Genomic DNA, 26,835 nt, shown 5'->3' with positions numbered 1-26,835 from the left:
AAGCAGCGTATAATAACTCACACTTTAGTCTTACTGAAAATCTTTTCAATCATGACCCTCACGCTTTCTAACGTAATATTGCATCAAATCGTTAAGCAAGATGATGATTCGCTTAACGTTCACCTTCGAGACGGCCCGTTGCCGCTCACCGAGCAGACGGAAAACCTGATGGGAGACATTCATCGGGTTTATCATGCAAAAGCAGGCAAAGGGTTTGCTTTGTTTGACACCGAGAGTGACTTCCAGCAGTGGTTAAAGGCCTATCGCGCCGACACGCTCGACTTTCAAACGTTGTCAGAAAAAGCGGTGGAGCGCTTGCGCGCTGAATTAGCGAAATACCCTTTTGCCGACAACGGTACCCTAGTGATGGCGCACTACCGAGCGCTCGCGACGGACTATCTGTTTATCGGCGTGCTCGAGTCGAAGCACAGTTTACGTGTCACTGATGAACTGGAGGTGAATGCCACCGAGTATCTCGATGTGAGCAAGATGGATATCGCTGCGCGCATTGACTTATCGACGTGGGAGACAGATGCCGAATCAAATCGCTATCTTTCCTTTATCAAAGGCCGCGTGGGGCGCAAAGTCGCTGATTTCTTCCTCGACTTTCTGCAAGCGGAAGTGGGAATGGATAGTAAGCAGCAAAATCAGGTGCTGATGCAAGCGGTAGAAGACTACTGCGACGATGCCCGCCTCGACAAGGAAGAAAAGCATAATACCCGTAAGCAAGTGTTTGATTATTGCAATGATCAGCTCAAAGCCGGTGATGAAGTGGTGGTGAAAGAGCTGGCCGGTGAACTGCCAGCGACGCCTGACGGCACTGACTTTTATCAGTACGCTAACCAGCAAGGGTATGAACTTGAAGCGCAGTTCCCGGCTGATAGAACCACGATGCGAAAGCTCACCAAGTTTGTCGGAGCTGGTGGCGGTTTGTCGGTCAACTTTGACGCCATGCTGTTAGGAGAGCGTGTGTTTTATGATCCAGAGACAGATACGCTGACCATTAAAGGCACGCCGCCGAACTTGCGCGACCAGCTTCAGCGTCGTTTATCGAGCCGAGATGATGACTAGCGTCTAGACCATTGACCATGGCTGGGTCAGTGTGATCTATATGATAAAAAGCGGGACACCTGATGGTGTCCCGCTTTTTCTTTACTTCGCTTAGCGACGCATTGACCACAATATGTGATCTGCGTTTTTATGCGCGCTCGGGCGCGGCGTCTAGGGTCGCTGCGTCGTCAGTGTGCGCGTTCTGTGCTGGCTCGACTTTGTCGACAAACCAACCCATGTAGCTAGTCACGATAGTCACAGCGATACAAACAAAGCTTAGCCACATAAACGGCGCATACGACAAGGTCGCGACACCCAAGATGCTTGCCATGTAGATACCATTGTCACTCCAAGGCACCATCCCAGATGTCAGTGTGCCACCGAACTCGGCGTTACGGGATAAGTTCTTGCGCTGATAACCCAAGCGGTCGTAGTTTTTCGCACAGATTTTGGGGGTTAAGATCAGTGATACATACATCGCTGAGCCAAAAATGTTCCCCATAAAGGCCGTACCAATGGTTGAGGTGGCCAAGCTTCCAGCACTATTGACGCGGCGCTCAAAGAGATTAGCGATGGTATGGAGTACGCCCACTTTTTCCAACAAGCCACCGAAACCGAGACCAAACACAATCACGGCCACAGAACCAAGCATGGATGACATACCGCCGCGATTGAGAATGGCATCAATGAAATCCACCCCTGACGCGACAGAGAAGGGGGCCCAGGCGGTATTAATCGCCGCAACAGGAGCCATGTCTTGCAGCATGACTGCCCACACCACGCCCAGTAACGAGCCAAAGCTGATCACCGGGAAGGATGGAAGGCGCATGGCGAGCAGGGCAAGGACAATGAGGACAGGAATAAATGACATCGGGGTGATGACAAACTGATCTTGCATCGCTTGTTTCACCATTTCTACCTGGCTCATATCCACATTGCCGGCATAGTGCCAGCCAACAAGGGTAAACAGAATGCCGGTAATGATGTAGCTGATAAGCGCAATCGGAAGCATGCCTTTAATATGCTCGACAATTTCCACCCCTGACATCGATGATGCGAGGATCACCGAATCAGACAGCGGAGACATTTTGTCGCCGAAATAACACCCTGACAGCACCGCACCCGCAGTCATTGGCGCTGGAATGCCTAGGCCTTGACCAATGCCCATCATTGCAATCCCCGCGGTACCGGCTGCGCCCCAAGAGGTTCCTGTCGCCAAAGCGGTTAATGAGCAAATCAACATGGTCGCTAAAAGGAAGATAGAAGGGTGGATAGCTTTCAGACCATAATAAATGATGGTGGGGACAATGCCGCCTGCAATCCAGGTACCCACGAGAGCGCCCACGGACAGGAGGATTAACACCGCCCCAAGACCGTTGGAAATACCTTTGGTTGCTGCCGATTCAAGGTCTTTGTATTGGTGGCCTAATTTGAGCCCCAAGCCCATGATCACAAACCAGCCAATAAATAATGCCAGTTGGATGGGTAAATCGAGTTTTGCGGTAAACGAAAACGCGAGCGCCAAAAATGCACCAAGCGCCAGAATGACCTGAACGATGGATGGTAATCGAATTTGATGTGTTGTCATAACTGAACCTTCTTCACGTCGCACTCGGTGACAACCGATAGGGCGAACGTATCAATATCATTATCGGAAGGTGGATCGTCTGTGATTGCGCGACTACTCCCTGCGCCATTTAGCGATGCAACTAGCAACAACCAAACTCACATCACTGTCCGTGTGTCAGTATCCTTTGTTCCATTTGTGAGGCGTCATACTCTAGCTAACAGAACAATGAGATGGGAAACATTTTTGTCGCTTATGTGAGTCGAACGCGAGCGAGGTTAATTGCCATTGTTATATGTTTTTTCCTTGTGTTTTTAAGGTTAATTATCTGTTTTATACTAATGATTTTTATGTGTCTGGAGGCGGTGTTTGTCGGCGTATGTACGTTAAATCAAGGTGGGTACCAGTGATGGAACGGTTAAAAAATGGTGGATAATTGAGCAGAAAAAGGGGCTAACCTGACGACTGTGAAAAGACGTGTTAGTATCAAAAACGTTTTTTCACTGACTGTCGAACTTTAAACGACGGTCACACAACATGGAGTGTGAAAATTATGATGCGAGTAGGTTTAGTTGGCTGGCGTGGCATGGTGGGATCTGTGCTGATGCAGCGTATGGTGGAAGAAAAAGATTTCGACCATATCGAACCTGTGTTTTTTAGTACGTCTCAGGTTGGGATTGACGCTCCGAACTACGGTAAGGATGCGGGCACTCTAAAAGACGCTTACGACATTGAGATGCTAAAAACCCTCGATGCTATTATCACCTGCCAAGGCGGAGATTATACCAACGATGTTTACGCAAAGCTGCGTGAATCAGGTTGGAAAGGCTATTGGATTGATGCGGCGTCATCACTACGAATGGCAGATGATAGTATCATCACCTTGGATCCGATTAACTTCAAACAAATCCAAGCGGGAATTCATAAAGGCACGCGCACCTTTGTTGGTGGTAACTGCACCGTGAGTTTGATGCTGATGGGCTTGGGTGGCCTATACCAAAATGGCCTGGTCGAGTGGATGACCGCCCAGACTTATCAAGCTGCGTCAGGCTCAGGTGCCAAGCACATGCGCGAGCTGATCAGCCAAATGGGCGTGATTAATGATGCTGTCAACACTGATTTGGCCAGCCCTGCCACTTCTATCTTGGACATTGACCGCAAAGTTGCGCAAACCATGCGCTCGAGTGACTTCCCAAGTGACAACTTTGGCGTGCCGCTTGCCGGTTCACTGATCCCTTGGATTGACGTGAAGCGCGAAAATGGTCAGAGCAAGGAAGAGTGGAAAGCCTCGGTTGAAACCAATAAAATCTTGGGGTTAGACAATAACCCAATCCCTATCGACGGTACGTGCGTCCGTGTGGGAGCGATGCGCTGTCATAGCCAGGCATTGACCATTAAGCTGAAAAAAGCAGTGCCAATGGATGAAATTGAAGACATGATTGCATCTCATAACGATTGGGTCAGTGTTGTCCCTAATGAGCGCGATGTGACCATGACGGATCTGAGCCCGGCGAAGGTGACAGGCACCATGTCTGTGCCTGTGGGTCGTTTGCGTAAACTGGCGATGGGTGACGATTTTCTTAATGCCTTTACCGTGGGTGACCAGCTGCTGTGGGGCGCGGCAGAACCTCTACGTCGTACGTTGCGCATTATCTTGTCGGAAAAAGAGCAAGGCTAATGGCCGTGTAATAGCCACATTAAGCCGTCAACGGAGTTGGCGGCTTTTTTGTGTCCGATGTTCTGTATCGCTTAGTCCTAGCGTATCAAGCGTGCATAAAAAAGGAGGCGATAGACGCCCCCTTAACTTCACGCTTTTTCGTAAGCTGACTTAGCCTGCGAAGTTTTTCGCAACAAAGTCCCAGTTGACCAACTTCCAGAAAGCAGCCAGATAGTCTGGACGCACGTTGCGATAGTCGATGTAGTAAGCGTGCTCCCACACGTCCACGGTCAGTAGTGGCGTTTCACCGTCGTGAGTCAGTGGGGTTTCAGCGTTTGATGTGTTGACGATCGCCACTGAACCATCTGCTTTTTTCACCAGCCACGTCCAGCCTGAGCCGAAGTTAGTGACCGCGGCGTTGGTGAACTGAGTTTTAAACTCGTCAAAAGAGCCAAAGGCTTTAGTGATTGCCTCTGCAACGTCACCAGTAGGCTCGCCGCCACCGTTAGGGCTTAGGCAGTGCCAGTAGAAGGTGTGGTTCCACACTTGCGCAGCATTGTTAAATACACCGCCTGAAGAGGTTTTGATGATCTCTTCCAGTGATTTACCTTCAAAGTCAGTGCCTTCAATCAGACCATTAAGCTTCACCACATAGGTGTTGTGGTGCTTGTCATAGTGATAGTCCAGCGTCTCTTTTGAGATATGTGGCTCTAGCGCATCTTTTGCGAAAGGGAGTTCAGGTAGTTGGAATGACATTGCTTATATCTCCGTTTTTATCGTGAGAGTGCTTCCTGTAGTCCATCACCGACCGCTCAAGCGTGTCGTTTGTCATCAATGAGCACATCAACAACTCACCACCTAAGCATCGGGTGTGGCTACTATTTTCGTTTTGCTGAGTGTAGTTTAGCAAGTTTTTACTTTATTAAAAGGATCGCAGTAAAATTTTTATGCCTAATCCCACAAAAGATTTAGGCATTTTTTTCCGGCTTGTTAACCAGTAGAATCAAGGCAAGATTCACAGACAGTGTTCGAGGAAGCAATGGAAACAACGGACAAAATCAAGCAGCAAATCGAAGAAAATGCGATTCTGCTTTACATGAAAGGGTCGCCAAAACTGCCAAGCTGTGGTTTTTCTTCTCAAGCCTCTCAAGCGCTTATGTCGTGTGGCGAGAAGTTTGCTTATGTAGATGTCTTACAAAACCCAGATATCCGCGCAGAGCTGCCTGTATACGCGCAGTGGCCGACCTTCCCTCAGCTTTGGATTGAAGGTGAATTGGTCGGCGGTTGTGACATCATTCTGGAAATGTTCCAAAAAGGTGAGCTACAGCCATTGGTCAAAGAAGCGGCTGAGCGCCGTGATGCGAGTGACAACGAATAACGCGGTTATTGATGTGACAAACATTGAAAAGCCACGTCCTGGACGTGGCTTTTTTGTATTCATCTATGTCTGACATTGTGCGTGACGTTTGTTTAGCGTACCCGCTCAGAGCACCATGGCCGCTAGCCAGCCAAACGCAATTAATGGCAAGTTGTAGTGAATAAAGGTGGGTACCACAGTATCCCAAATATGCTCGTGCTGACCGTCGGCATTCAGCCCCGATGTGGGACCCAAGGTGGAGTCAGATGCCGGTGAGCCCGCGTCGCCCAATGCGGCTGCCGTGCCTACCAAGGCAATCGTCGCCATCGGTGAAAAACCAAATGCCAGTGAGAGGGGGACATAAATAGTGGCAATAATGGGAATGGTTGAGAATGACGAGCCGATCCCCATGGTGACCAAAAGCCCCACCACTAACATCAAAAAGGCTGCAAGCGGCTTGTTCTCACCAATTGACCCCGATAGGGACGCGACCAAGGATTCGACGCCCCCCGTGGCTTTCATGACGGCAGCAAAGCCCGCGGCGGTGATCATAATAAAGCCAATCATCGCCATCATGTGCACCCCTTTGGTAAACACATCCTGGGTGTCTTTCCAGCGGATCACGCCACCAAAGGTAAACACCATAAAACCAGCCAACGAGCCCACAATCATTGAGCCTGCCATTAGTTGCACGCTTAATGCGGCGACAATGGCAATCGCGGCGACCCACAAGTTGCGCGATTGAATGCCTTGGTTTTCCGGCTCAGCGCTCAAGACGTCTTTTTCACTGTATTGGCGCGGCTGACGGTAGCTAATAAAGGTGGCGATCAACAGGCCAACCACCATACCCGCTGCAGGCAATAACATGGCTGTAGGAACCTGGCTCGCGACCACATCTAAGCCATTGTCATTGAGGTTTTTGAGCAAAATGTTGTTCAAAAAGATGCCGCCAAAGCCGACCGGTAACACCATATACGGCATGATTAAGCCAAAGGTGAGTACACAGGCGACCAGACGACGGTCGAGCTTTAAGCGTTGGAACACATGCAATAGTGGGGGGATCACAATAGGGATAAAGGCAATGTGGACCGGAATCGCATTTTGCGACGAAATCGCTAACAGCCCTAAAAGGACTAAAACAACATATTTAAAGGTGGCGGTGTTGGCATCGGTTGGACGCGCGTTTAACTTGCGGATCACCGAGTGCGCAAGCACATCCGTGATCCCAGAACGGCTGATAGCGACGGCAAAGGTGCCGAGCATCGCATAGCTCAGGGCAATGGTGGCACCGCCACCCAGTCCGCCCTCAAAGGCACTAATGGTGTCGGAAATACTAAGACCACCGACCAAGCCGCCAAGGACGGCGCTGAACGTGAGCGCGACAACGACATTTACACGCATAAGCGCCAATGCCAGCATGACGCAGACTGAAATGACTACCGGGTTCATTAAACATTCCTGTTACGAGTGTGGTGACTGCAGCTTCACTGCAGGGATTATCTATGGTTTTGTAATTAGGCTACCCAGTTTGCGCAAAATTTTGTCCGTGTCGAGGGGTAATCGGTTTTTTTTTGGTTACTTTCTTTCAAGCTTGTCAGCGTTGCTGAAAGTCGCGACCAGTAAAGTAGGCAAAAAGGGCGCGGCGGCGCCCCCAGGGATGGGTTCACGGCATGTCTGTGTGCGGGGCTTGGTCGCGTTATTCCATCATAGCGGCCAGCCATCGCTTCTAATGTCATTCAGGTCGGAACATAGATCGAAAAAAGCCGGCCTTAATAGGCCGGCTCTTTGGGTTTAGGTTAAGCAGTCGGGCTTAGAACAAGTAGTTCAGCTGCAGACCATAGATGTACGCATCGCCACCGGCTGAGAAGTCTACAGATGAATCGCCACCCAAAGCGCCTTCAATAGTAGAGTTGTCTGTTAACTTCTCACTGCCGTCGACTTGATCACCGTCTAGGAACGCGAAACCTGCATCGATAGAAAGGTTTTCATTAGCAGTATAAGTGGCACCTAAGCTCCACCACTGGCGGTCAGAGTCTGGGATGCTTAGCGTCCGTTTTTCCGCCGGTACTGGGCTCTCATCGTGAGCGTAACCAGCACGGAACGCCCAGTTATCATTCATGGTATAAGTGGCACCCAGCGCATAACGCCAGCTGTTGTCCCAACCTTCTTCTTTTTGGAAACACACACCATCAGTCGCTGAACAGCCAGAACCTGTTGCTTTAAGTTCTTCAAAACTATCCCAGCCAGTGTACATGGCGCTATAGTGAAGGGCGATTTGTTGGTTTAGCTGGTGAAAGCCAGAGAACTCGATAATATCAGGAAGATTCAGTTCTAGTTCGCCATCGACGGTTGAACCTGCGCTACCTGTTTTTGCCCCTGTACCGTCTGTGAACTTACCATCAAGGGTGACGTCTGTTTGAGAACGATAGGTCAAACCAAATCGATTATCCTCATTGACCTCCCAAAGCACGCCGAGATTCCAGCCAAATCCCCAGCCATCTCCGGTCAACTTAGCCGTTTGATTGCTTGGTGAGCCATTTAGCAGAGCGGGTGCAGATAGGGCACCTTGTTGGCGTTTTAGCTCAGCATCAGCATAAATAGCACTGATACCGGCACCAATACTCCATTGGTCGTTAAGCTTATAAGCGATATTGGGATTAAAGTTCATGGTCACCAGTTCGGTTGACCCCGCAATTGACCCCGCGTAAAAGTCTTTCGGATAGTCGGTTGATAGACCAAAATTTGAGAAGGCAGAGAAGCCCACCGCTAATTTGTCATCAATCGGCTGAATAATATGGATGTTCGGTACATATTCAGTCGGCGCAATATCTTTAGCATCGTCAGAGGTTGACGCCAGACCAGTAAGAGCAGCATCAGATCGCGTTTCCACATCTGCGTGCACATCTGGGTCAATGATGCTTAAGCCGCCCGAGAAAGCGGTGGTGTTAAAACGGGTTAGGGCAGCGGCGTTACGTGCGCCCACTGCGGCATTATCTGCGATAGCGGCTTCACCGGCAAAAGCACGCCCCAAACCGGATACCGAGGTTTCTGATACTTGGAAGCCGGCACTGTGTGCTTGCACGGCTAACAAAGATAAACTGGTTGCCACTAGCGATTTCTTAAATAGTGATGACATAACGCGCCTCACTCCTTTGTTAATTAGCTTCTTGTTCTTTGGGGCCGCCGCTTCAGTGCCCATCTTACGTGGGCGTGAGAAGTGGTCGGATGTTCTACAGGTTCAATAGTGGCACCAATTTCACGTTTGTTAAAGGTTGGTTTCAAAACGGGTAACACAATATTTCACCTGGTTGGGCTGACAATGTTTCTATCAGTTGTTTTAAGTAAAAACTCTATTTGAGTTATACCTATGCTCAGCCCCTATTTAACGTGATTTTTACACTCGTATTTTGTCGCTCACTCCTTATGTGCCTGTTTAATAGTGGTTAGTCTGATAACGAAATAAAGACCAAAATAAGATCACAAAAATGTGACCGCAAACAAATTGTTAACAACTATAAGCTGAACTTTTTGTGGTTTGTGAACACGTTTGGCGTCAATCATGCAGGGTCGGTAGCAACGCAAAGGTTGCGTTGTTGCCGACCTGACTGTGCGTATACGGTCTTTACACCAGCGTGATTAGGTAGAGGGGGACGCTGTGCTCTCCGAGGTGGAAGGCAGAGGCCAACCGCCCAGGCGTTTCCAACGATTGACGATTTCACAGAATAGCTCAGCGGTACGCTCGGTATCATAGAGCGCACTGTGCGCCTCTTTATTATCGAACGGGATTTGCGCCGTTTGGCAAGCTTTCGCCAACACGGTTTGCCCGAGCGCCAATCCGCTCAGGGCGGCGGTATCAAAGGTGGCGAAAGGATGGAACGGGTTACGCTTTAACTGCGCCCGCTCGGCGGCGGCCATCACAAAGCTGTGATCGAAATTAGCGTTGTGGGCAACCATAATGGTGCGTTGGCATTCCGCTGCTTTTTGCTCTTTACGGATAAGCTTAAAGATTTCCCGCAAGGCCTCGCCTTCATCAACCGCGCCCCGTAGTGGGCTATAAGGGTCACGGATGCCGGTGAACTCTAGGGCGGCGGGTTCAAGGTTAGCACCCTCAAACGGGGTGACATGAAAGTGCAGCTTTTTGTCTGGCGATAGCCAGCCTTGCTCGTCCATTTTTAAGGTGACAGCACAAATCTCTAGCAGTGCATCGGTTTGGGCATTGAAGCCGGCTGTCTCAACGTCGACAACGACAGGGAAATAACCACGGAATCGGGCTTTGAGACTATTTGGATCACTTGCTTGGCTCATGCTGATGTCACTTTACGAATAATAAGAAAAGGGTGATTATCGCAAATAGTGGCGTTAAGCTAAAGTCGGCGTGTAACGTGTCGATAACTTTATAACCATTTGTTTTTGTCTAAGCCATGTTTTGGTCACTGCAGCAGCGGTGACTCGCGCAACCTTTCAAGCAGTAAACTGTGCGTGAAGACAGAATCACGCGACGTACGGAGTCTGTAATGGCGTTTTGTCCTGTTGATTTAGTGAAATGGCGCTTTATCCCAGTGGTGGTGTCATGTGTTGCTCTTCTTTTGCCCAACCAGGCGTCTGCTAACAAGCAATACGTGGCATCGTTGGGGGAGTCGAGCTGGACCGTGACAATTGATACGCCCATTGAGTGCCGTCTAGAGCATGACGTGCCAGGGTACGGGCAAGCATCGTTCACATCACGAGCCAGTAAGGACATGAATCTCGATTTCTCACTCGATATGCAGCGGCCTATGGGTGAGACCGCGCAGGTGTCACTGCTTTCCATGCCCGCTGACTGGATGCCCGGAGAGCCGGCACGCTATATGGACCAACTCCAGTTCTTCAAACAATTTGATGGCTATGTGGGCGGTCAAACGGCTTGGGCGATGCTGAGCGAGCTAGAGGCGGGACGATTCCCCACGTTTAGCTTTAAAGACTGGCAGCGTCAGCAGCGACAGGTGGATGTGGCGTTATCGGCGGTGGCATTTGGCTCGCCATATAATGAATTTAGCCGGTGTCTGAATAAGTTATTGCCGTATGCGTTTGAGGACATTTCCTTTACCGTCTTGCGTTATCAAGAAAACAGCGATGAGTTGACCAAAGCAAGCCGCCAACGATTGACGCAGATAGCCGAGTTTGTTCGTTACAGTGATGATATCGATTTGGTGCTAGTGGCGACCTACTCTGATGCGCGTGGCACCCGTGAAGCCAATCAGCAAATGTCAGAGCGACGAGCGAAGAAATTGCGCGACTACTTTACCTCGCTGGGCTTACCTGAAGATCGGATTACCGTTGAGGCTTATGGCGAACGCCGTCCGATTGCTGACAACGACGACCCAATTGGGCGCAGTAAAAACCGCCGTGTGGTGATTTCGTTAGGAAGAACCTTGTTATAGCCGACAGCCACAGAGGTTATCACAGACAGTGTATGCCTCCGATACAACATAGACAGCACGAAAAAGCCCGGCATCGAATGCCGGGCTTAATTTGAGACCTGTCTTGCTGTGTTAGCCGTTCAGCCCCGCAGAGGCACTTTTGTTTTGGATAAGCTCCAATTTGTAGCCATCAGGGTCAGTCACGAAGGCGATTTCAGTACTACCGCCTTTGACAGGGCCTGGCTCGCGGGTGATATTGCCGCCCGCTTGACGAATTTGATCGCAGGTCGCGTAAACATCATCCACACCGATCGCGATATGGCCAAAGGCGTTACCGTGATCGTACTCGCTTTCCCCCCAGTTGTAGGTCAGCTCAATCACGGCGCCTTCTGATTCATCGCTATAGCCGACAAACGCCAAGCTATATTTGTACTGCTCGTTTTCATTGGTGCGTAACAAACGCATTCCCATTACTTCGGTATAAAACTTGATAGCACGGTCTAGATCACCGACGCGGATCATGGTGTGTAGAATTCTGCCGTTTGACATGACGTTGCTCCTTTTTGGCTTGCCAGTGCTCGCCGTTGACGGCGTTAGCTATCTGGATAAACTTTTTCTTTGTACTCACATAAATCTTCAATGATACAACTGCCACAGCGAGGTTTTCGTGCGAGGCAGGTGTAGCGTCCATGCAGAATTAGCCAGTGGTGCACATCGACCTTAAATTCTTTAGGCACCACCTTGATCAGTTTTTCTTCCACGTCATTGACGTTTTTACCCATCGCGAACTTGGTACGATTGGACACGCGAAAAATATGGGTATCCACGGCGATAGTGGGCCAACCAAACGCGGTGTTGAGTACCACATTGGCGGTTTTGCGTCCCACGCCGGGCAAGGCTTCTAGCGCCTCTCTACTTTCTGGTACCTCGCCATGGTGTTGCTCAATCAAGGCGCGGCAGGTTTTAATCACGTTTTCCGCTTTGGAATTGAATAAGCCAATATTTTTGATATATGACTTCACCCCATCCACGCCCAATGCCAGTAGCCCTTCGGGCGTATTGGCCACCGGATACAGCTTATCGGTGGCTTTATTGACACTCACATCGGTCGCTTGCGCAGACAGTAACACCGCGATCAATAACTCGAAAGGGGTTGACCAATTGAGCTCCGTTTGCGGATTCGGGTTGTTATCGCGCAGGCGCTCCAGAATTTGTCGTCGTTTTTCTTTATTCATTTACCCTATCCTGTGGATCATTGATTACCCGTCACCCGTGCGCGCTCAATCACCGGCTTGTCGTCTTTTTCTGTTTTACTGGCAAGGTGTGTATCAATGATGTTCTTCAACGCGATAAGAAAGCCGACCGCGAGAAACGCGCCCGGTGGTAATATGGCTAACAGAAACTTGGTGTCGAATTGAAAAATCTCAATCCTAAGCGCGGCAGCCCAGTCGCCGAGCAAGAGGTCGGCACCATCAAACAAGGTGCCATTGCCGATAATTTCGCGAATAGCCCCTAATACCACCAAGGCTACTGTCATACCGGTGCCCATCCAAAAACCATCACTCACCGACAAGCCGACAGGGTTTTTAGAGGCAAAGGCTTCGGCGCGGCCGATGATGATACAGTTGGTGACAATCAATGGGATAAAAATACCGAGCGATTGATAAAGGCCGTAAGCATACGCATTCATGACCAGTTGCACGCAGGTCACCAGTGAAGCAATCACCATCACGAAAATAGGAATGCGCACTTCTTTGGGTACCCAGTCCCTAATCAGTGACACAATCAAATTGGAGCCTACGAGTACGGCCAAGGTCGCGATCCCCAAGCCAAGTGCATTGGTGACGGTAGCGGATACCGCCAACAGTGGGCACAAACCTAGTAGCTGCACAAACGCTGGGTTATTACTCCATAAGCCATTTTTCATTAGCTCTTTGTGGGCGCTGTTCATGACGCTCCTCCGCAATTAACCGGTTGGTTGATCAGCGCGTCTTGGTGTTGGCTCACAAACCAAGCCGCTTTTTTGACGGCGCCGACAACCGCGCGCGGGGTAATGGTGGCGCCGGTAAACTGATCAAACTGCCCGCCGTCTTTTTTGACCGCCCAACGCGCATCGTCTTCGCTGGTGACGGTTTTGCCGCTAAAGCTACGGATCCAATCTGACACCCGCAAGCTCACCTTATCTCCCAGTCCTGGGGTTTCGTTATGCTCGAGAACCCGCACACCCAGCACCTGATGGTTGGTCGCATCCATGCCAATTAATACCTTAATGGCACCATTGTAGCCATTAGGGGCCATAGCTTGAATAGCAACGGCACTGACCTCACCGCCTAGGGTGGCAACATAAAAAGGCTGGGCGTCATCGGTGCCCAGTGCATCCTTATTTTCGATAAGGCGGCAGCTTTGATGCAGCGGATTATCGTGCCTGTCTTCAGGGATCACCTGATTGAGCGCCTTTGATAATTGGATTTGCTGCTGCTCTTTAATGGTATCTTCAGTTAGCGCGTGAGTGACCGCCACCAGTGCTGTCGACAAGAGGGCAGCAACAGCGAGAATGCCCCCATGTTTTTTTATGGTATCAATCATGACTTTGACTTCTTCTCCGCACGGTTTGTGGCATGCCCATACGTTCTTGGTTTGGTGTAATAATCAATCAATGGGACGCACAAGTTGGCAATGATTACTGCAAACGCGACGCCATCTGGGTAGCCGCCCCAAGTGCGGATTAAATACACCAACACCCCTATCAGGCCACCAAACCATAAGCGGCCACGGTCGGTGGTGGAGGCCGACACCGGATCGGTGGCGATAAAAAACGCCCCGAGCATGGTCGCGCCAGACAACAAATGAATCAGGGGCGACGCGAGTTGATCCGGTGCGACCAAGTGGCCGAGTAATGAACAAGCAAGCAAGGCGACGAGTACCGCGACAGGAATATGCCAATTGATAATGCCACGTTGGATAAGCACCAAACCACCGAGTAGGTAAAGCGTGTTTACCCAAGCCCAACCTTTACCGCCTAGCGCTGAGAAAATGGGCTGTTGCAAGGCTTCACTGACGGTTTGACCGCCTGCGAGCGCAGTTTTAATGGTATCCAGAGGCGTCGCCATTGTGGCGCCATCCACGGTCATACGCAATTGGTTGACGCTAAAACCATCTAAGGTATAGCCGCCAAAAATCGCCGCGAGGGTATCGGTAATGGTCAAACTATGGGTGGCGAGACTCTCTGGCGGTAACCAGGTGGTCATTTGCACCGGAAAAGCGATGAGGAGTACCACGTAGCCAACCATGGCTGGATTGAAGAGGTTCTGTCCTAATCCGCCGTATATATGCTTGGCAACAATAATAGAAAACGCGGTACCAATGACGATCACCCACCAAGGCGCCATCGGTGGGATCGCGACGGCCAATAAAAACGCTGTGAGTAGGGCGCTATTATCGCGAAGGTAAGCCATCACGGGGCGACGACGTAATCGCATGACCAGTGCTTCGGTTGACCATGCCGTGATGACCGCCAAGGTTAATTGAACCAGCACGCCCCAGCCGAAGAAATACCACTGTGCGGCCAAACCGGGCAGGGCACAGAGAAGCACCGTCAGCATAATATGGCTGGTGGAACGTTTGTTGTGGGCGTGTGGTGAACTTGCAATGAAAAACGCCACGTGGGTTATTCCTTATCTTCTTGTGATTGTTGTGCGGCTTTACGCGCCTTAGCACGCGCGACGGCGGCGGCGACAGCGGCTTTTTTGTCGTTAGCGTCATCCGTTTGTGCCGTCGTGTTTTCTGCGGCGGATGATTGCCCGGCCGCGGGTGTTGGCTCTGCCTTGGCATCGCTTTGCTGAGCGGCTTTACGCGCCTTAGCACGCGCGACGGCTGCGGCGACAGCGGCTTTTTTGTCGTTCGCTTCGTCGGTTGCAGGCGCGGTGTCTGCAGCGTCGGATGGCGTATCGGCAGCCGTCTCAGGTTGTACCTTGGTGTCGCCTTGCTGGGCGGCTTTTCGTGCTTTGGCACGGGCAACCGCGGCGGCGACTGCGGCTTTTTTATCGCCAGCGTCATCCGTTTGTGCCATCGTGTTTTCTGCGGCGGATGATTGCTCGGCCGCGGGTGTTGGCTCTGCCTTGGCATCGCTTTGCTGAGCGGCTTTACGTGCTTTGGCACGGGCAACGGCGGCTGCGACAGCGGCTTTTTTGTCGCCAGCATCATCCGTTTGTGCCGTCGTGTTTTCTGCGGCGGATGATTGCTTGGCCGCCGGTGTTGGCTCTACCTTGGCATCGCTTTGCTGAGCCGCTTTGCGTGCTTTGGCACGGGCAACCGCGGCGGCGACAGCCGCTTTTTTATCGCCAGCGTCATCCGTTTGTGCCGTCGTGTTTTCTGCGGCGGATGATTGCTCGGCCGCCGGTGTTGGCTCTGCCTTGGCATCGTTTTGCTGAGCCGCTTTGCGTGCTTTGGCACGGGCAACGGCTGCGGCGACTGCGTCTTTCTTGCCGTCTTGACTCTCGGTGCTGTCGGATGTTGCCTGTGAATCAGCAGATGCTGAAGCTTTTTGCGCCTCTTTGGCCGCCTTACGCTCTCGCGCTTGACGCTTACGCTCTTCGCGCAATTTCATCATTTCACTGTTGTCTGGCTCATCACTGCCGGTTTTTGCCGCTTCGGCTTGTTTCGCTTTGGCCCGTGCGATCGCCGCCGCAACAGCAGGTTTGACATCACTCGATGCCGATTGCGCGGCTTTTTTCGCCTTCACGCGCTCTACCGCAGCGTTAAGCGCATCACCCGAGCCAGTGTTTTGTTGCGCCGCTTGCTTGCGACGCTCGGCCGCTTTGCGATGTTTTTCTTCTCGTTCTTGTTTTTCACGTTCCATTCGCGCTTTTTTGGCTTCAAAACGCTGACGTGCGCGCTCCGCGGCTTCTTTTTCCGCTTCAATTTCACGAATTTCCGCTTTAGCCTGGCGATAGTATTGCACCAGTGGGATCTCACTCGGACACACATAGGCACACGCGCCGCATTCAATACAATCGAAGAGATCATAGTCTTGGCACTTGTCGTAGTCCTGATCTTTGGCATACCACTGCAATTGCTGGGGCAACAGGTGAGCGGGACAAACATCGGCACAGGCACTGCAACGAATGCAGGCCATCTCTTGCTTGGCAGGCGCAATTTCCTTGCGCGTTGGCACCAGTACACAGTTGGTGGTTTTAGTCACAGGCACTTGTGTATGTGGGACGGTAAAGCCCATCATCGGGCCACCAATAATCACCCGAGGCAGTTTTTTCTCAGCCTTGTAACCATGATGCGCCAACAATTCGCCAATTGGCGTGCCAAGTAGTGCCCACCGATTTTGTTGGGTTTTGAGTGTTTTCCCAGTCAAAGTGACCACACGCTTGATCAGCGGCTCGCCATCTAGCACGGCGCGTTTGATCGCATAAGTGGTCCCGATGTTTTGCATAAGCACACCAATACTGGCGGGAAAGGCTTTGGCTGGGACTTCTTTGCCGGTAATGATTTGAATCAGCTGCTTTTCACCGCCAGATGGATACTTGGTAGGTACTACCTGGATGAGTATGTCCTCATCGGCGGCTTTCACCGCTGCTTTAAGCGCAGCGATAGCCTCTGGCTTATTATCTTCAATGCCAATCACGGACAGCTTAGGCTTAACAATGTGATTAAGAATTTGTACCCCTGCGACGATTTCATCGGCGCAATCTTGCATCAGCCGATCGTCGGCGGTGATATAAGGCTCACATTCTGCGGCGTTGATGATAAGTACTTCAGTACGCGCCAAGCCACTTTGCAGTTTTCTTGCGGTTGGAAAGCCAGCGCCTCCCATTCCAGCAATGCCCATAGAGCGGATATGATCGATCAATTGCTCTGGCGGCTGGGTTTGATAAGCCGGGAGGGCAGGTTTAGGTCCCCACTCATCTTTTCCATCGGGCTGAATCACCACGCAACGGTCGGACAAGCCTGAAGGATGCGCGATGGTTCTATCTTCGATGGCAATCACGGTGCCCGATGTCGGCGCATGTACCGGCACACATTGTTGAATATCCGTCTCAGTGAGGGCTTGTCCCGCGAATACCCGATCGCCCTGGCTCACGCATAATTTTCCCTTGCTGCCAATATGTTGCTTTAGCGGGATAACCAGCTCGGTAGGGAGTATCTTTTCTAAAATGGCGCCGTGATTCGACTGAGTTTTATGCTCAGGCGGGTGAATGCCGCCATGGAAATCCCAGATCTGGCCATGTTTTATTTGTTCTATAAGGCTGTCCATCAGGCGCGTGCTCTCTGACTCTCAGTGACATCTACAACGGGAATTTGTTCAAGCTTCCATTTCCAGGTTTCAGGGGTGTCCTGAACGGGGATCATTTCAATACAGTCGGTCGGACAGGGGGCAACACATAAATCACACCCAGTACAATCTTGCTCGATCACGGTATGCATCGCTTTGGTACTGCCGACAATCGCATCGACCGGACAGGCCTGAATGCACTTGGTGCAGCCGATGCAATCTTCTTCATGAATGAAGGCAACGGTTTTGATACTTTTTTCTTCATCGTGGGCGAGTTCGGTCGCTTCGACGCCCATCAAATCAGCCAAATTTTCAATCGTTTGCTGGCCACCTGGCGGACACTTGTTAATCTCGTCACCATTGGCAATGGCTTCGGCATAGGGGCGACAGCCAGGGTAACCGCATTGGCCACATTGCGTTTGCGGCAGAATGGCATCAATTTGATCGACAATAGGATCCGCCTCCACCTTAAAGCGAATCGAGGCGAAACCTAGGATTGCACCGAATATGGCGGCGAGCGCAGCAAGCACAACCACCGCTATCACTATTCCACTCATGATAAAGTCACCAGTCCTGTAAAGCCCATAAAGGCGAGCGACATTAATCCTGCGGTAATCATTGCCACTGACGCGCCTTTGAAAGGCGCGGGTACGTCAGCGGCTGCAATACGCTCGCGCATTGCAGCGAATAAAACGAGAACCAGCGAGAAACCACAGGCCGCCCCAAAACCGTAAATAATCGATTCGATAAAGCTGTGCTGTTGTTTCACATTGAGCAAGGCCACCCCGAGTACCGCACAGTTTGAGGTAATCAAAGGTAGGAATACGCCCAGTAGTCGGTGCAGTGTTGGACTGGTCTTATGCACCACCATTTCCGTGAACTGCACCACCACGGCAATCACTAAGATAAAGCTCAGTGTGCGCAGGTATCCGAGATCAAGTGGGATAAGAATATAGGTTTCAACCAGATACGAGCTCACTGATGCCAAGGTCAACACGAAGGTTGTGGCAAGCCCCATCCCAATTGCTGTTTCCAGTTTTTTTGATACGCCCATGAATGGACACAAGCCCAAAAACTCCACCAGTACGAAGTTATTGACCAATACTGTGCCCACCAGTAGCAACAAATACTCAGCCATGCTGTTTAATCATTTAATGTTTTTGTGATCTGCCTATTATCGACCTTTGAGGCGGCTATAACAACCGCCATCAAGCAGGGTTTTTGCTTGGTTCGCTGTAAGCTGTTAGTGACGCTTTACGCGCGCACCTTATTCTAGGGGTAGTGGCAGCATAGCGTGTTCGATCACGGTAAGAGTGTGTGATGAGATCACGGAGAAAGTAGGATAGGTCAAGGAGAAGAGAGACATAAATTTGGCTCCCCCAACTGGACTCGAACCAGTGACATACGGATTAACAGTCCGCCGTTCTACCAACTGAACTATGGGGGAATCGTGTCGCTATTGTGTTCTGTGAGGTCTCAAGATAGTGGCTCCCCCTGCGGGATTGGACGGGGACGCCATGTAATGGACGCCTAGTCCTGCGACTTATTCTGCGCAGCAGAAAGGGTGCTCACTTTTGCAATGTCTATCTTATCTCAAGATAGTGGCTCCCCCTGCGGGATTCGAACCTGCGACATACGGATTAACAGTCCGCCGTTCTACCAACTGAACTAAGGGGGAATTGCCTTGAGAACGGGGCGAATGTTAGCGAGCACCTCGAAAGGTGTCAACTGATGAAAAGCAATAAAATCTGTCTTTTCAATCGACTGCTGAAAAGCTAGCCAACGGCGCTGATAAAAACATCATAGTGGCGAGTGATTGAGCATAGAGGCTATTTTTTTCTTGACTTTTTACACGGCCGGTTGTGAAAGGGCTCTCGGCGGTTACCCACAGATTCTGTGGATAACCATGTGTGTGGATCTTGATCAACTGACTATGTGACTGATTTTATACAAGCTTGACGCAGCTATCGTCGGCATGGGAATGACTATAAGGTATTGATTTTTAATGTTTGTGCTTTTTTTAATGCGATCAGTTTGAAAAAAAAACGATCGTGGATTATGCACAGGTCGCTATTTGTTCAACCCTTGAGTATCGGGGATAAAAAAGTGATAAGAGAGGATATTCAATAGAAATACGCGCGAAAACGCATGATTTAGAGGTTTATTTTTATTGCACTCTATGCTCTTTGCACTTGATTTGTTTCGTGCTCGATGCGTTTAGTGCTTTGTTCTAGCTTAGAGCCCGTCTTCGCTCAAAGCCGTCTTTGCTTAGACAAGCTGGCTGCAATAGCTGCATGCCAAAAGAGGAACGATAGGTTACCTAGACACCTTCATGAGATCAAGCGTCCAAGACGAAAAAGATCGCAATTGGCAGTTTGTCAGTAGTTAACCGCAATCGTTGACTCCGCAGGGCGAGTCAGGACAATAGACTTTTCGCGTTAGCGCCCCAAGCTGGACATCGTGGTCAGCCCCAAACAGGATAGGTTCATGAGTAAAACATTTACGCTGCATTCTGCTTTTAAACCATCAGGTGATCAGCCTGAGGCCATCCATCGTCTGTGTGAAGGGTTAGAGGCCGGTCTTGCCCATCAAACGCTGCTGGGGGTAACAGGGTCGGGAAAAACGTTCACCATGGCCAATGTCATTGCTGAGCTCAATCGCCCTACTATGATATTGGCTCCCAATAAAACATTGGCGGCGCAGCTTTATGGGGAGATGCGCGAGTTTTTCCCTGACAATGCGGTGGAGTACTTTGTTTCTTACTACGATTATTATCAACCAGAGGCATATGTGCCTTCGACAGACACCTTCATAGAAAAAGATGCGTCGATTAACGATCACGTTGAGCAGATGCGTTTGTCGGCGACAAAAGCGTTGATGGAACGCCGTGATGTGGTGATTGTGGCGTCGGTCTCTGCTATTTACGGCTTGGGTGACCCTGATTCGTATTTAAAAATGATGCTTCACATTCGCCGCGGTGACTTTTTAGACCAGCGTACCATTTTGCAACGCCTCGCTGAGTTGCAGTACACCCGCAATGATATGGCCTTTGAGCGCGGAACCTTTCGCGTTCGCGGTGAGGTCATCGATATCTTTCCGGCTGAATCAGACAAAGATGCCATACGGGTGGAGCTGTTTGACGACGAAGTGGAAACCATCAGCGTGTTTGATCCCTTAACGGGGCAGGTGAGTGTCAAAGACATGCCTCGTTGCACCATCTACCCTAAGACGCACTATGTCACCCCACGAGAGCGTATTCTCGAAGCAGTGGAGCAGATAAAAACGGAGCTATCGGCACGTAAAAAAACACTGCTTGAGCATAATAAACTGCTGGAAGAGCAGCGCATCACACAGAGAACGCAGTTTGATATTGAGATGATGAATGAGCTGGGCTATTGCTCGGGTATCGAAAACTACTCGCGTTATTTGAGTGGTCGTGCAGAAGGCGAACCACCACCGACCTTGTTTGATTATTTACCCGCCGATGGACTGTTGATCATCGACGAGTCGCACGTCACCGTGTCGCAAATTGGTGCCATGTACAAAGGCGATCGCTCGCGTAAAGAGACCTTGGTGGACTATGGGTTTCGGCTGCCTTCAGCGTTGGATAACCGACCGCTAAAATTTGATGAGTTTGAGGCACTCGCGCCACAAACCGTGTATGTTTCCGCCACGCCGGGTAACTATGAAGCTGAGAAATCGGGCGCGGATATCATTGATCAAGTGGTGCGTCCAACGGGGCTTATTGATCCTGAAATAGAAGTGCGTCCGGTCGCGACTCAAGTGGATGACTTGCTCTCTGAGGTACGTGCTCGTCGTGAGCGAGACGAGCGCGTGCTGGTGACGACCTTGACCAAGCGTATGGCAGAAGACTTAACCGAATACATGCAAGAGCATGATGTGCGAGTGCGTTACCTTCATTCTGATATTGATACGGTGGAGCGCATGGAAATTATTCGGGATCTCCGTCTTGGTGAGTTTGATGTCTTGGTCGGGATTAACTTGCTTCGTGAAGGGTTAGATATGCCTGAGGTGTCTTTGGTCGCGATTTTGGATGCGGATAAAGAAGGCTTTTTGCGCTCTGAACGTTCATTAATTCAAACCATTGGCCGTGCAGCACGTAACCTTCACGGTAAAGCGATTTTATATGGCGATTCGATCACCAAGTCGATGAAACGCGCCATTGATGAAACGGAGCGACGCCGGGCGAAGCAAATTGCACATAATGAGGCGCATGGTATCACGCCACAGAAACTGAATAAGAAAGTGATGGACGTGATGGAGATAGGCACGGGTAAACGGGGCAAAACCGCGAAACCAGCAGTCAAATCGTTGCGTGCCGTTGCCGAGCCTGATGCGGACTATGCGTTGAAGTCACCACAACAAATTGATGCTGAAATCAAAAAACTGGAAAGTCAGATGTTTGAGGCAGCGCAGAACCTTGAGTTTGAAACCGCGGCACAATTGCGAGATCAGTTACAAGCGCTGCGCGAGCAGTTTATTGTAAACAGCTAATGGGATGAAAAAGCACCGCGTGAAGTAAAAAAAAGCCAACCTAAATGACAGGTTGGCTACAGTGTTTCAGTGAGTGAAAACTCACAAACAACGTCAGTTGGCTAGGTGACCCCTGAGGGTCACTGGAATAGATGCATTTGGCGTGCCAAAAATAAAAGATAGCCATTACATCGACAAAACGTGTGGTTTTAACGGACTCGCCCAGCTACAATGAGGGCACAATTGCATAATGCAACGCATTTCGCATACGCTCGTGCAACTGAGTGAGTTATCGCTACACGCCGCGATGCGATTCTTGGAGGATACATGCCAGCACTATCACCCAGTAAACGAATATTGATGGTGGAAGATACGGCGTCGGTGGCGGCGTTATATAAATCCTACCTTAACCCCTTAGATGTGGATGTCACCATTGTAGGGACGGGTCAGGATGCGATGGCTTTTTTCGAGCAAGAAGGCGATCAGTTAGCACTGATGATCTTAGATCTACGCCTGCCGGATATGTCGGGCATTGATGTGCTTGCCAAAGTGCGCGCGGTCGCGCCCGATTTACCCGTGATTATTATGACCGCTCATGGCTCGATTGATGCCGCTGTCGATGCCATGCGTCATGGTGCCAATGACTTTTTGATCAAGCCTTGTGAAGCCGATCAGTTGCGTGTCACGGTCAATAAGTCGCTCAAACCCAAGCCGAGTCATCCGGGGAAAGCGACCAAACAGGAAAGTGAATACCACGGGTTTATTGGTCGCAGTCTGCCGATGCAGGCGGTGTACCGTGTGATCGAATCGGCTGCGCCCAGTAAAGCCACGGTGTTTATTACCGGTGAAAGCGGGACCGGTAAAGAGGTATGCGCAGAAGCGATTCATGCTGCCAGTACGCGAAGTAACAAGCCAATTATTGCACTGAATTGCGCGGCTATCCCGAAAGATTTGATTGAAAGTGAGTTATTTGGTCATGTGAAAGGAGCCTTTACTGGCGCTGCGTCTGAGCGTGAAGGGGCCGCAGAAATGGCCAATGGTGGCACCTTGTTCTTGGATGAAATTTGCGAAATGGATATGGATTTGCAATCCAAACTGCTACGTTTCATTCAAACGGGGAGTTTTCAAAAAGTCGGCTCCTCGCAAGTGAAGTCGGTGGATGTCCGGTTTGTCTGTGCCACTAACCGCGATCCCTGGCTCCAAGTACAGCAGGGGAAATTCCGGGAAGATCTCTACTACCGCTTGCACGTTATTCCACTCGAGTTGCCGCCTTTAAGAGAGCGTGGAGACGATGTGATCGCCATTGCCAACGCCTTACTCGCGCTGTTTTCCGCTGAAGAAGGCAAAGATTTTTGTCGTTTTAGTGACGAAGTGACCACTCAGCTCCTTCGATACGACTGGCCAGGCAATGTTCGGCAGCTGCAAAACGTGATCCGTAACATAGTGGTGTTGCATAACGGCGAAGAAGTCAGCAAAGAGATGCTACCATCGCCAGTCGCTCGCGTTTCTGGTGCTGAAATTGCATCTACAGGGGATAACACGCGATCGGAAACGGCGAACAGCGCATCAGCAACTCACGAGCCCGTCAAGCCAGCATCGCCAGTGGTGATGAAAGCCGATATAGAACCATTATGGAAAACGGAAAAACGTGCTATTGAAGTCGCGATCGACGTGTGTAATGGCAATATCCCGCAAGCGGCGGGGTTACTTGAAGTTAGCCCTTCAACCTTGTACCGAAAACTACAAGCTTGGCAAAAATCTGCGGCGCATGAATGATAGGAATGGATGTATGGCCACCACAGTAAATACTGAAACATTACGTCGACTGAAATCAGAAGTAGGCGAGGATACGGTGACGGTTTTGCTCACTGTATTTAGCGACGAGCTATCCCAATACCATTCTCAATTGTCTGGTTCGCCATCGATCGAGCAAGTTCGCGAGATCAGCCATGCGATCAAAAGCAGTGCTGCCAGTTTTGGTGCGGATGATCTGGCCGAGATGGCGCGTGAGTGTGAATCACGCGTCAAGCAAGGGYAACAGGAGTGGATGACACATCATTTAGATGAGCTGACCGAGATGTTACGAGGAACGGCCTCTACCTACCGAGAAATGGCCGTCGAGCAAAACTTCATCAACAGCTTGACGTAGTTTATCCCTGTCATGACGCCAATGATGATTTGAGGAGGCCAAGCTGGCCTCTTTTTGTTGGTAACGTGTGGCGAGCTGCGACGCGTTTTGTTCTCCGATCACAATGTCGATTTCTTTCCCACCCATCGCACGCTCGCACCAAGCAAGCATAGTGGCTAATGACATGTCACCCGCCGGCCCGATTTCCTTGCCAAGGTTTCTAATAAACGCCAGTTTGGCCTGTGTATGTTTCAACGCTCGGCTGAGTTCGGGGACGAGCAGCGGCGGCATTACACTGGTTAAAAAACTGCCAGGGCCGAGCAAAATCAAGTCAGCTTGCTCGATAGCCTCAATGGCTTCGCGGGTCGCGGGGACGGTTGGGGACAAAAAGAGACGCGTCGGGGGGGCGCTTAGCTCATCAATATGTGTTTCCCCCGACACCGTCTCACCCTCTGGCGTTAACGCGGCAAGCTCAGCAGGGTGCTCGGACATCGGCAGTAAATTAGGGCGGATATCTAGCAGATCGCGAATAAGTTGGATGGCTTCAAGCGGACGGACTGAGAGGTTATCCAGTGCCGTAAGGATCAGGTTGCCTAAATTATGCCCGTTCAGCTCACCTTTCCCTTTAAAGCGATATTCAAACAGCATGGAGCCGACCGAGGGCTCGGTGATTAATTGGTTGAGGCAGTTACGAATGTCCCCCCAGGCTATCCCCCCTTGGCATGCACGGATACGGCCAGTGGATCCCCCGTTATCGGTTGTGGTAACAATGCCTGTTACCTGCTCGCCATATATTCCCAATGCCGATAAGACGCGCCCCAGACCATGCCCGCCACCGATCGCGACGATACGTTGTGAATGCTGATCTGAAACCTGTTGGATCATTGCGTCGTTTCCTGAGAAAAAAATCAATGTGCCTAGTTTACCTGAAGCTCAAGCGACTAGGTATTTACCGGAGCAGTAAAGTGTGAGCAAGTCAGGAAAGTGGGACAAAAGGGTGAAGGCAAAAAAAAGAGGTAACGCGTCGCGTTACCTCGCCCAATCAAGCAGATGAATAAAAAGGGCAAATAGCAAGGCAGCAATAAAAACGGTTTAATGGGGATCTTGCATCATGCTCAACAGATAATCCCGTGTGGCGACACAGGAGCTGTTCGCCATTAACTGTTGTTTTTCCCCGGTGGGGAGCGGCAGCAGCTCTAACCAGCGCTGGCATAACCACGCCAAATTGGAGAACTCGGTCTCTCGGTGCATTTGTTGTAGTTCAGGGTAGCGCTCAAACATCGACTGTAAACGCTCCACGAGAGGCTCGCTTTGTTTGTCGACGTGGCAATCAGGCCACCGAGGTAATGCGTTGACCGAGGCAAACAAGATGTGGTTGTGCTGCTGGTTAAACGCATGAATCGCAAAGCGTGCGGTTCCCCGTGCCGTGATCACTAAGCAGCCATCTTCTTGGCTTCGGGTATAGTCCTCAATTTCAATAAAGGTGCCAATATCGACGTGAGAGCGCTGGGCTTGTGTTTCCGCCATACACACTCCGATAGGGAGTCCATGCTTTAACGCGAATACGAGTGTGTCTAACGAGTCGCCTGCTGGGATCCGAAGAGGTATCCGGCCCCCGGGCAAGATGTGACGATCATTAAACAAAATTGGTGTGGATTGTCCCATGTGACACCCCCTGACAAGCAATGGCGTTGGTCTAGTAATCTAGATATTGCAAAAGGGGTGCCTACTTTTTGAAACGCCCGTATACCAGCGGTTCGGCATCGTGATGTCGCGATTGCGTAGCGCTTGAGGGCGAGAACTCGCAATTTGCAACGCAAATCCGCTCGCGATAACGCATTGTGCAAACGCTAACTTGCTCGCTTTGCGGTCGCCCGTGAGTAGGATTACACCCTGATTCGTCGTCAGCATCGCGATATAAAGACAAAAAAATAGCCTCCATTTGGAGGCTATTAAAGAGGTGTTTTTAACATCAACACCGCGTTAGCGGTTAACCTGTGGTTTTTTTCCTTTATTTGGGTTGTAACCATGGCGAACGCGTGCGCATAAAGGGCGCGAGGTTGAGCTTTGTGGTCTCATAGTCTTGCTTTTTACTCTCTTGTCGGAAGAAAAATTAGGTTGATGATCGGGAACAGCTCATCAACAACACAATGATGGGGGATAGAGCGCCGAATAACAACATCGTTTGTTTAAAAAAGCGTCAATATTGGTATTTCGTCTAAACAGCCGCTTATTATCAGCAAATGTTATTAAACTAAGGCAAGAGCGGGCCGATATCCGCTATGGCTCTGGGTTGAGACGTGGAGATGTTGTGGAGGCGAAGATGTTTGGCGTGCCTTTTCGGCAATATTTTGCTTTATTGACGATGAGGGTGTAGCTTAAAAATTGCACAAGCGGTTTGTACTGGCGTAACAGCCGAGTGGACTCGGTCGTTGTTCCGCGAGTGACTGTGCCAAATACTGATGAGTTCAGGAGGACACAATGAAACACAAGCGCTATAGCAACAAGAAAATCAAAGAAATGCTTAACGAGGTCATGCCAGAAATGGAAAAAGCACGTGAGGACAACCGTGTTCTGCGCGATCAGGCCAGTGATCGTTCATCCGATAGTGGCCCCGTTTTTAGTCCCGACGATGCCAAAAAATAGTGGTTTATAGAACAAAGCCAGCCTGCGAAGCTGGCTTTGTTGCGACATTATCACCACTCAAGCCTACCGAAGCAGCCGTTTCTACGTTCTCCCTCCGTTCTCCCTCCGTTCGACATCCGTGCCTGATCCTCGCATCTATTCGCGGTGAGCGTTTCCTCTGACAGACACCATTACCGCTTATTCAATTCAGATTTTGTGACCGTGATAGCTGTCTGACATCACGTGCATGTGTTTCTGTTGAGTTTTTTTGACAA

The 26,835-nt window shown here is 50.4% G+C and carries 23 protein-coding genes and 2 tRNA genes; 8 read left to right on the top strand and 17 right to left on the bottom strand.

What is annotated here, in order from left to right; translation table 11 throughout:
- Window positions 1-51 precede the first annotated feature (51 nt).
- Window positions 52-1,071: a nucleoid-associated protein YejK gene (gene yejK, locus BZG72_RS00500; protein ID WP_077641613.1), complete on the top strand. Its 1,020-nt coding sequence runs from the start codon at window positions 52-54 to the stop codon at window positions 1,069-1,071.
- A 127-nt stretch (window positions 1,072-1,198) separates the two neighbouring features.
- On the opposite strand, the gene nhaC is transcribed toward yejK, so the two are convergent.
- Window positions 1,199-2,638: a Na+/H+ antiporter NhaC gene (gene nhaC / locus BZG72_RS00495; RefSeq protein WP_046075301.1), complete on the bottom strand. Its 1,440-nt coding sequence runs from the start codon at window positions 2,636-2,638 to the stop codon at window positions 1,199-1,201.
- 535 nt (window positions 2,639-3,173) lie between these two features.
- On the opposite strand from nhaC, the gene asd reads away from it, so the two are divergent.
- Complete coding sequence (gene asd, locus BZG72_RS00490; RefSeq protein ID WP_102505349.1) at window positions 3,174-4,295, top strand: aspartate-semialdehyde dehydrogenase; 1,122 nt, start codon at window positions 3,174-3,176, stop codon at window positions 4,293-4,295.
- Window positions 4,296-4,445: 150 nt separating this feature from the next.
- Here the strand turns inward: asd and sodB are convergent, their stop codons facing one another.
- Window positions 4,446-5,030, bottom strand: coding sequence for a superoxide dismutase [Fe] (gene sodB, locus BZG72_RS00485; RefSeq protein ID WP_046075303.1), 585 nt, complete (start codon window positions 5,028-5,030; stop codon window positions 4,446-4,448).
- 283 nt (window positions 5,031-5,313) lie between these two features.
- Here sodB and grxD point away from each other — a divergent pair, with 283 nt between their 5' ends.
- Window positions 5,314-5,652, top strand: coding sequence for a Grx4 family monothiol glutaredoxin (gene grxD / locus BZG72_RS00480; RefSeq protein WP_046075304.1), 339 nt, complete (start codon window positions 5,314-5,316; stop codon window positions 5,650-5,652).
- Window positions 5,653-5,757: 105 nt separating this feature from the next.
- On the opposite strand, the gene BZG72_RS00475 is transcribed toward grxD, so the two are convergent.
- From BZG72_RS00475 to rnt, 3 genes are all read right to left on the bottom strand, one after another.
- Window positions 5,758-7,080, bottom strand: coding sequence for a Na+/H+ antiporter family protein (locus tag BZG72_RS00475; RefSeq protein ID WP_046075305.1), 1,323 nt, complete (start codon window positions 7,078-7,080; stop codon window positions 5,758-5,760).
- 361 nt (window positions 7,081-7,441) lie between these two features.
- Window positions 7,442-8,767 carry an outer membrane protein transport protein gene (locus BZG72_RS00470; RefSeq protein WP_077650403.1) on the bottom strand — a complete coding sequence of 442 codons (1,326 nt, stop codon included), beginning with the start codon at window positions 8,765-8,767 and terminating at the stop codon, window positions 7,442-7,444.
- Between the two features lie 500 nt (window positions 8,768-9,267).
- Window positions 9,268-9,936, bottom strand: coding sequence for a ribonuclease T (gene rnt, locus BZG72_RS00465; protein ID WP_046075307.1), 669 nt, complete (start codon window positions 9,934-9,936; stop codon window positions 9,268-9,270).
- 209 nt (window positions 9,937-10,145) lie between these two features.
- Here rnt and motY point away from each other — a divergent pair, with 209 nt between their 5' ends.
- A complete protein-coding gene (gene motY, locus BZG72_RS00460; RefSeq protein WP_077665855.1) occupies window positions 10,146-11,051 on the top strand; it encodes a flagellar protein MotY in 906 nt (301 codons plus the stop codon).
- A 111-nt stretch (window positions 11,052-11,162) separates the two neighbouring features.
- Here the strand turns inward: motY and gloA are convergent, their stop codons facing one another.
- The 10 genes from gloA to BZG72_RS00410 form a co-directional block, all read right to left on the bottom strand.
- Window positions 11,163-11,579, bottom strand: a complete 417-nt coding sequence (gloA, locus tag BZG72_RS00455; RefSeq protein WP_046075308.1) for a lactoylglutathione lyase — start codon at window positions 11,577-11,579, stop codon at window positions 11,163-11,165.
- A 44-nt stretch (window positions 11,580-11,623) separates the two neighbouring features.
- Window positions 11,624-12,265, bottom strand: a complete 642-nt coding sequence (gene nth, locus BZG72_RS00450) for an endonuclease III (protein WP_046075309.1) — start codon at window positions 12,263-12,265, stop codon at window positions 11,624-11,626.
- A 17-nt stretch (window positions 12,266-12,282) separates the two neighbouring features.
- The gene (locus BZG72_RS00445; protein ID WP_046075310.1) at window positions 12,283-12,981 is read right to left on the bottom strand and encodes an electron transport complex subunit E; all 699 of its coding nucleotides are present in this window, start codon (window positions 12,979-12,981) and stop codon (window positions 12,283-12,285) included.
- Window positions 12,978-13,616: an electron transport complex subunit RsxG gene (gene rsxG, locus BZG72_RS00440; RefSeq protein WP_077638808.1), complete on the bottom strand. Its 639-nt coding sequence runs from the start codon at window positions 13,614-13,616 to the stop codon at window positions 12,978-12,980. The genes BZG72_RS00445 and rsxG overlap by 4 nt, the downstream gene beginning before the upstream one ends.
- A complete protein-coding gene (rsxD, locus tag BZG72_RS00435; protein WP_077638809.1) occupies window positions 13,613-14,692 on the bottom strand; it encodes an electron transport complex subunit RsxD in 1,080 nt (359 codons plus the stop codon). The genes rsxG and rsxD overlap by 4 nt, the downstream gene beginning before the upstream one ends.
- Before the next feature lie 5 nt (window positions 14,693-14,697).
- Window positions 14,698-17,295 carry an electron transport complex subunit RsxC gene (gene rsxC / locus BZG72_RS00430; protein WP_077665854.1) on the bottom strand — a complete coding sequence of 866 codons (2,598 nt, stop codon included), beginning with the start codon at window positions 17,293-17,295 and terminating at the stop codon, window positions 14,698-14,700.
- The gene (gene rsxB / locus BZG72_RS00425; RefSeq protein WP_046075314.1) at window positions 17,295-17,870 is read right to left on the bottom strand and encodes an electron transport complex subunit RsxB; all 576 of its coding nucleotides are present in this window, start codon (window positions 17,868-17,870) and stop codon (window positions 17,295-17,297) included. The genes rsxC and rsxB overlap by 1 nt, the downstream gene beginning before the upstream one ends.
- On the bottom strand, window positions 17,867-18,451 hold the full coding sequence (gene rsxA / locus BZG72_RS00420) for an electron transport complex subunit RsxA (RefSeq protein ID WP_046075315.1): 585 nt from the start codon (window positions 18,449-18,451) through the stop codon (window positions 17,867-17,869). Before rsxA ends, rsxB begins: the two co-directional genes overlap by 4 nt.
- 233 nt (window positions 18,452-18,684) lie before the next feature.
- Window positions 18,685-18,760 (bottom strand) — tRNA-Asn (locus BZG72_RS00415).
- 155 nt (window positions 18,761-18,915) lie between these two features.
- Window positions 18,916-18,991: transfer RNA gene (locus tag BZG72_RS00410), tRNA-Asn, on the bottom strand.
- An 809-nt stretch (window positions 18,992-19,800) separates the two neighbouring features.
- Here BZG72_RS00410 and uvrB point away from each other — a divergent pair.
- From uvrB to BZG72_RS00395, 3 genes are all read left to right on the top strand, one after another.
- A complete protein-coding gene (gene uvrB / locus BZG72_RS00405; protein ID WP_077606883.1) occupies window positions 19,801-21,828 on the top strand; it encodes an excinuclease ABC subunit UvrB in 2,028 nt (675 codons plus the stop codon).
- Window positions 21,829-22,134: 306 nt separating this feature from the next.
- Window positions 22,135-23,583, top strand: a complete 1,449-nt coding sequence (gene luxO / locus BZG72_RS00400; protein ID WP_241832499.1) for a quorum-sensing sigma-54 dependent transcriptional regulator LuxO — start codon at window positions 22,135-22,137, stop codon at window positions 23,581-23,583.
- Window positions 23,584-23,596: 13 nt separating this feature from the next.
- Window positions 23,597-23,956: an Hpt domain-containing protein gene (locus BZG72_RS00395; RefSeq protein WP_077665853.1), complete on the top strand. Its 360-nt coding sequence runs from the start codon at window positions 23,597-23,599 to the stop codon at window positions 23,954-23,956.
- On the opposite strand, the gene yvcK is transcribed toward BZG72_RS00395, so the two are convergent.
- Together yvcK and BZG72_RS00385 are read right to left on the bottom strand one after the other, a co-directional pair.
- A complete protein-coding gene (gene yvcK / locus BZG72_RS00390) occupies window positions 23,888-24,820 on the bottom strand; it encodes a uridine diphosphate-N-acetylglucosamine-binding protein YvcK (protein ID WP_046075319.1) in 933 nt (310 codons plus the stop codon). The genes BZG72_RS00395 and yvcK overlap by 69 nt on opposite strands.
- 207 nt (window positions 24,821-25,027) lie before the next feature.
- On the bottom strand, window positions 25,028-25,600 hold the full coding sequence (locus tag BZG72_RS00385; RefSeq protein WP_077578076.1) for an LON peptidase substrate-binding domain-containing protein: 573 nt from the start codon (window positions 25,598-25,600) through the stop codon (window positions 25,028-25,030).
- An 816-nt stretch (window positions 25,601-26,416) separates the two neighbouring features.
- On the opposite strand from BZG72_RS00385, the gene BZG72_RS16220 reads away from it, so the two are divergent.
- Window positions 26,417-26,581 (top strand): hypothetical protein, encoded by a 165-nt coding sequence (locus BZG72_RS16220; protein ID WP_156146677.1) that lies wholly within the window; start codon window positions 26,417-26,419, stop codon window positions 26,579-26,581.
- Window positions 26,582-26,835 lie beyond the last annotated feature (254 nt).

The sequence above is a fragment of the Salinivibrio sp. PR6 genome (assembly GCF_001995955.1).
GTDB classification, from domain to species: Bacteria; Pseudomonadota; Gammaproteobacteria; order Enterobacterales; family Vibrionaceae; genus Salinivibrio; species Salinivibrio siamensis.
The sequence above is the reverse complement of the archived record's forward strand: the minus strand, read 5'-3'. Positions and strand labels throughout refer to the sequence as shown.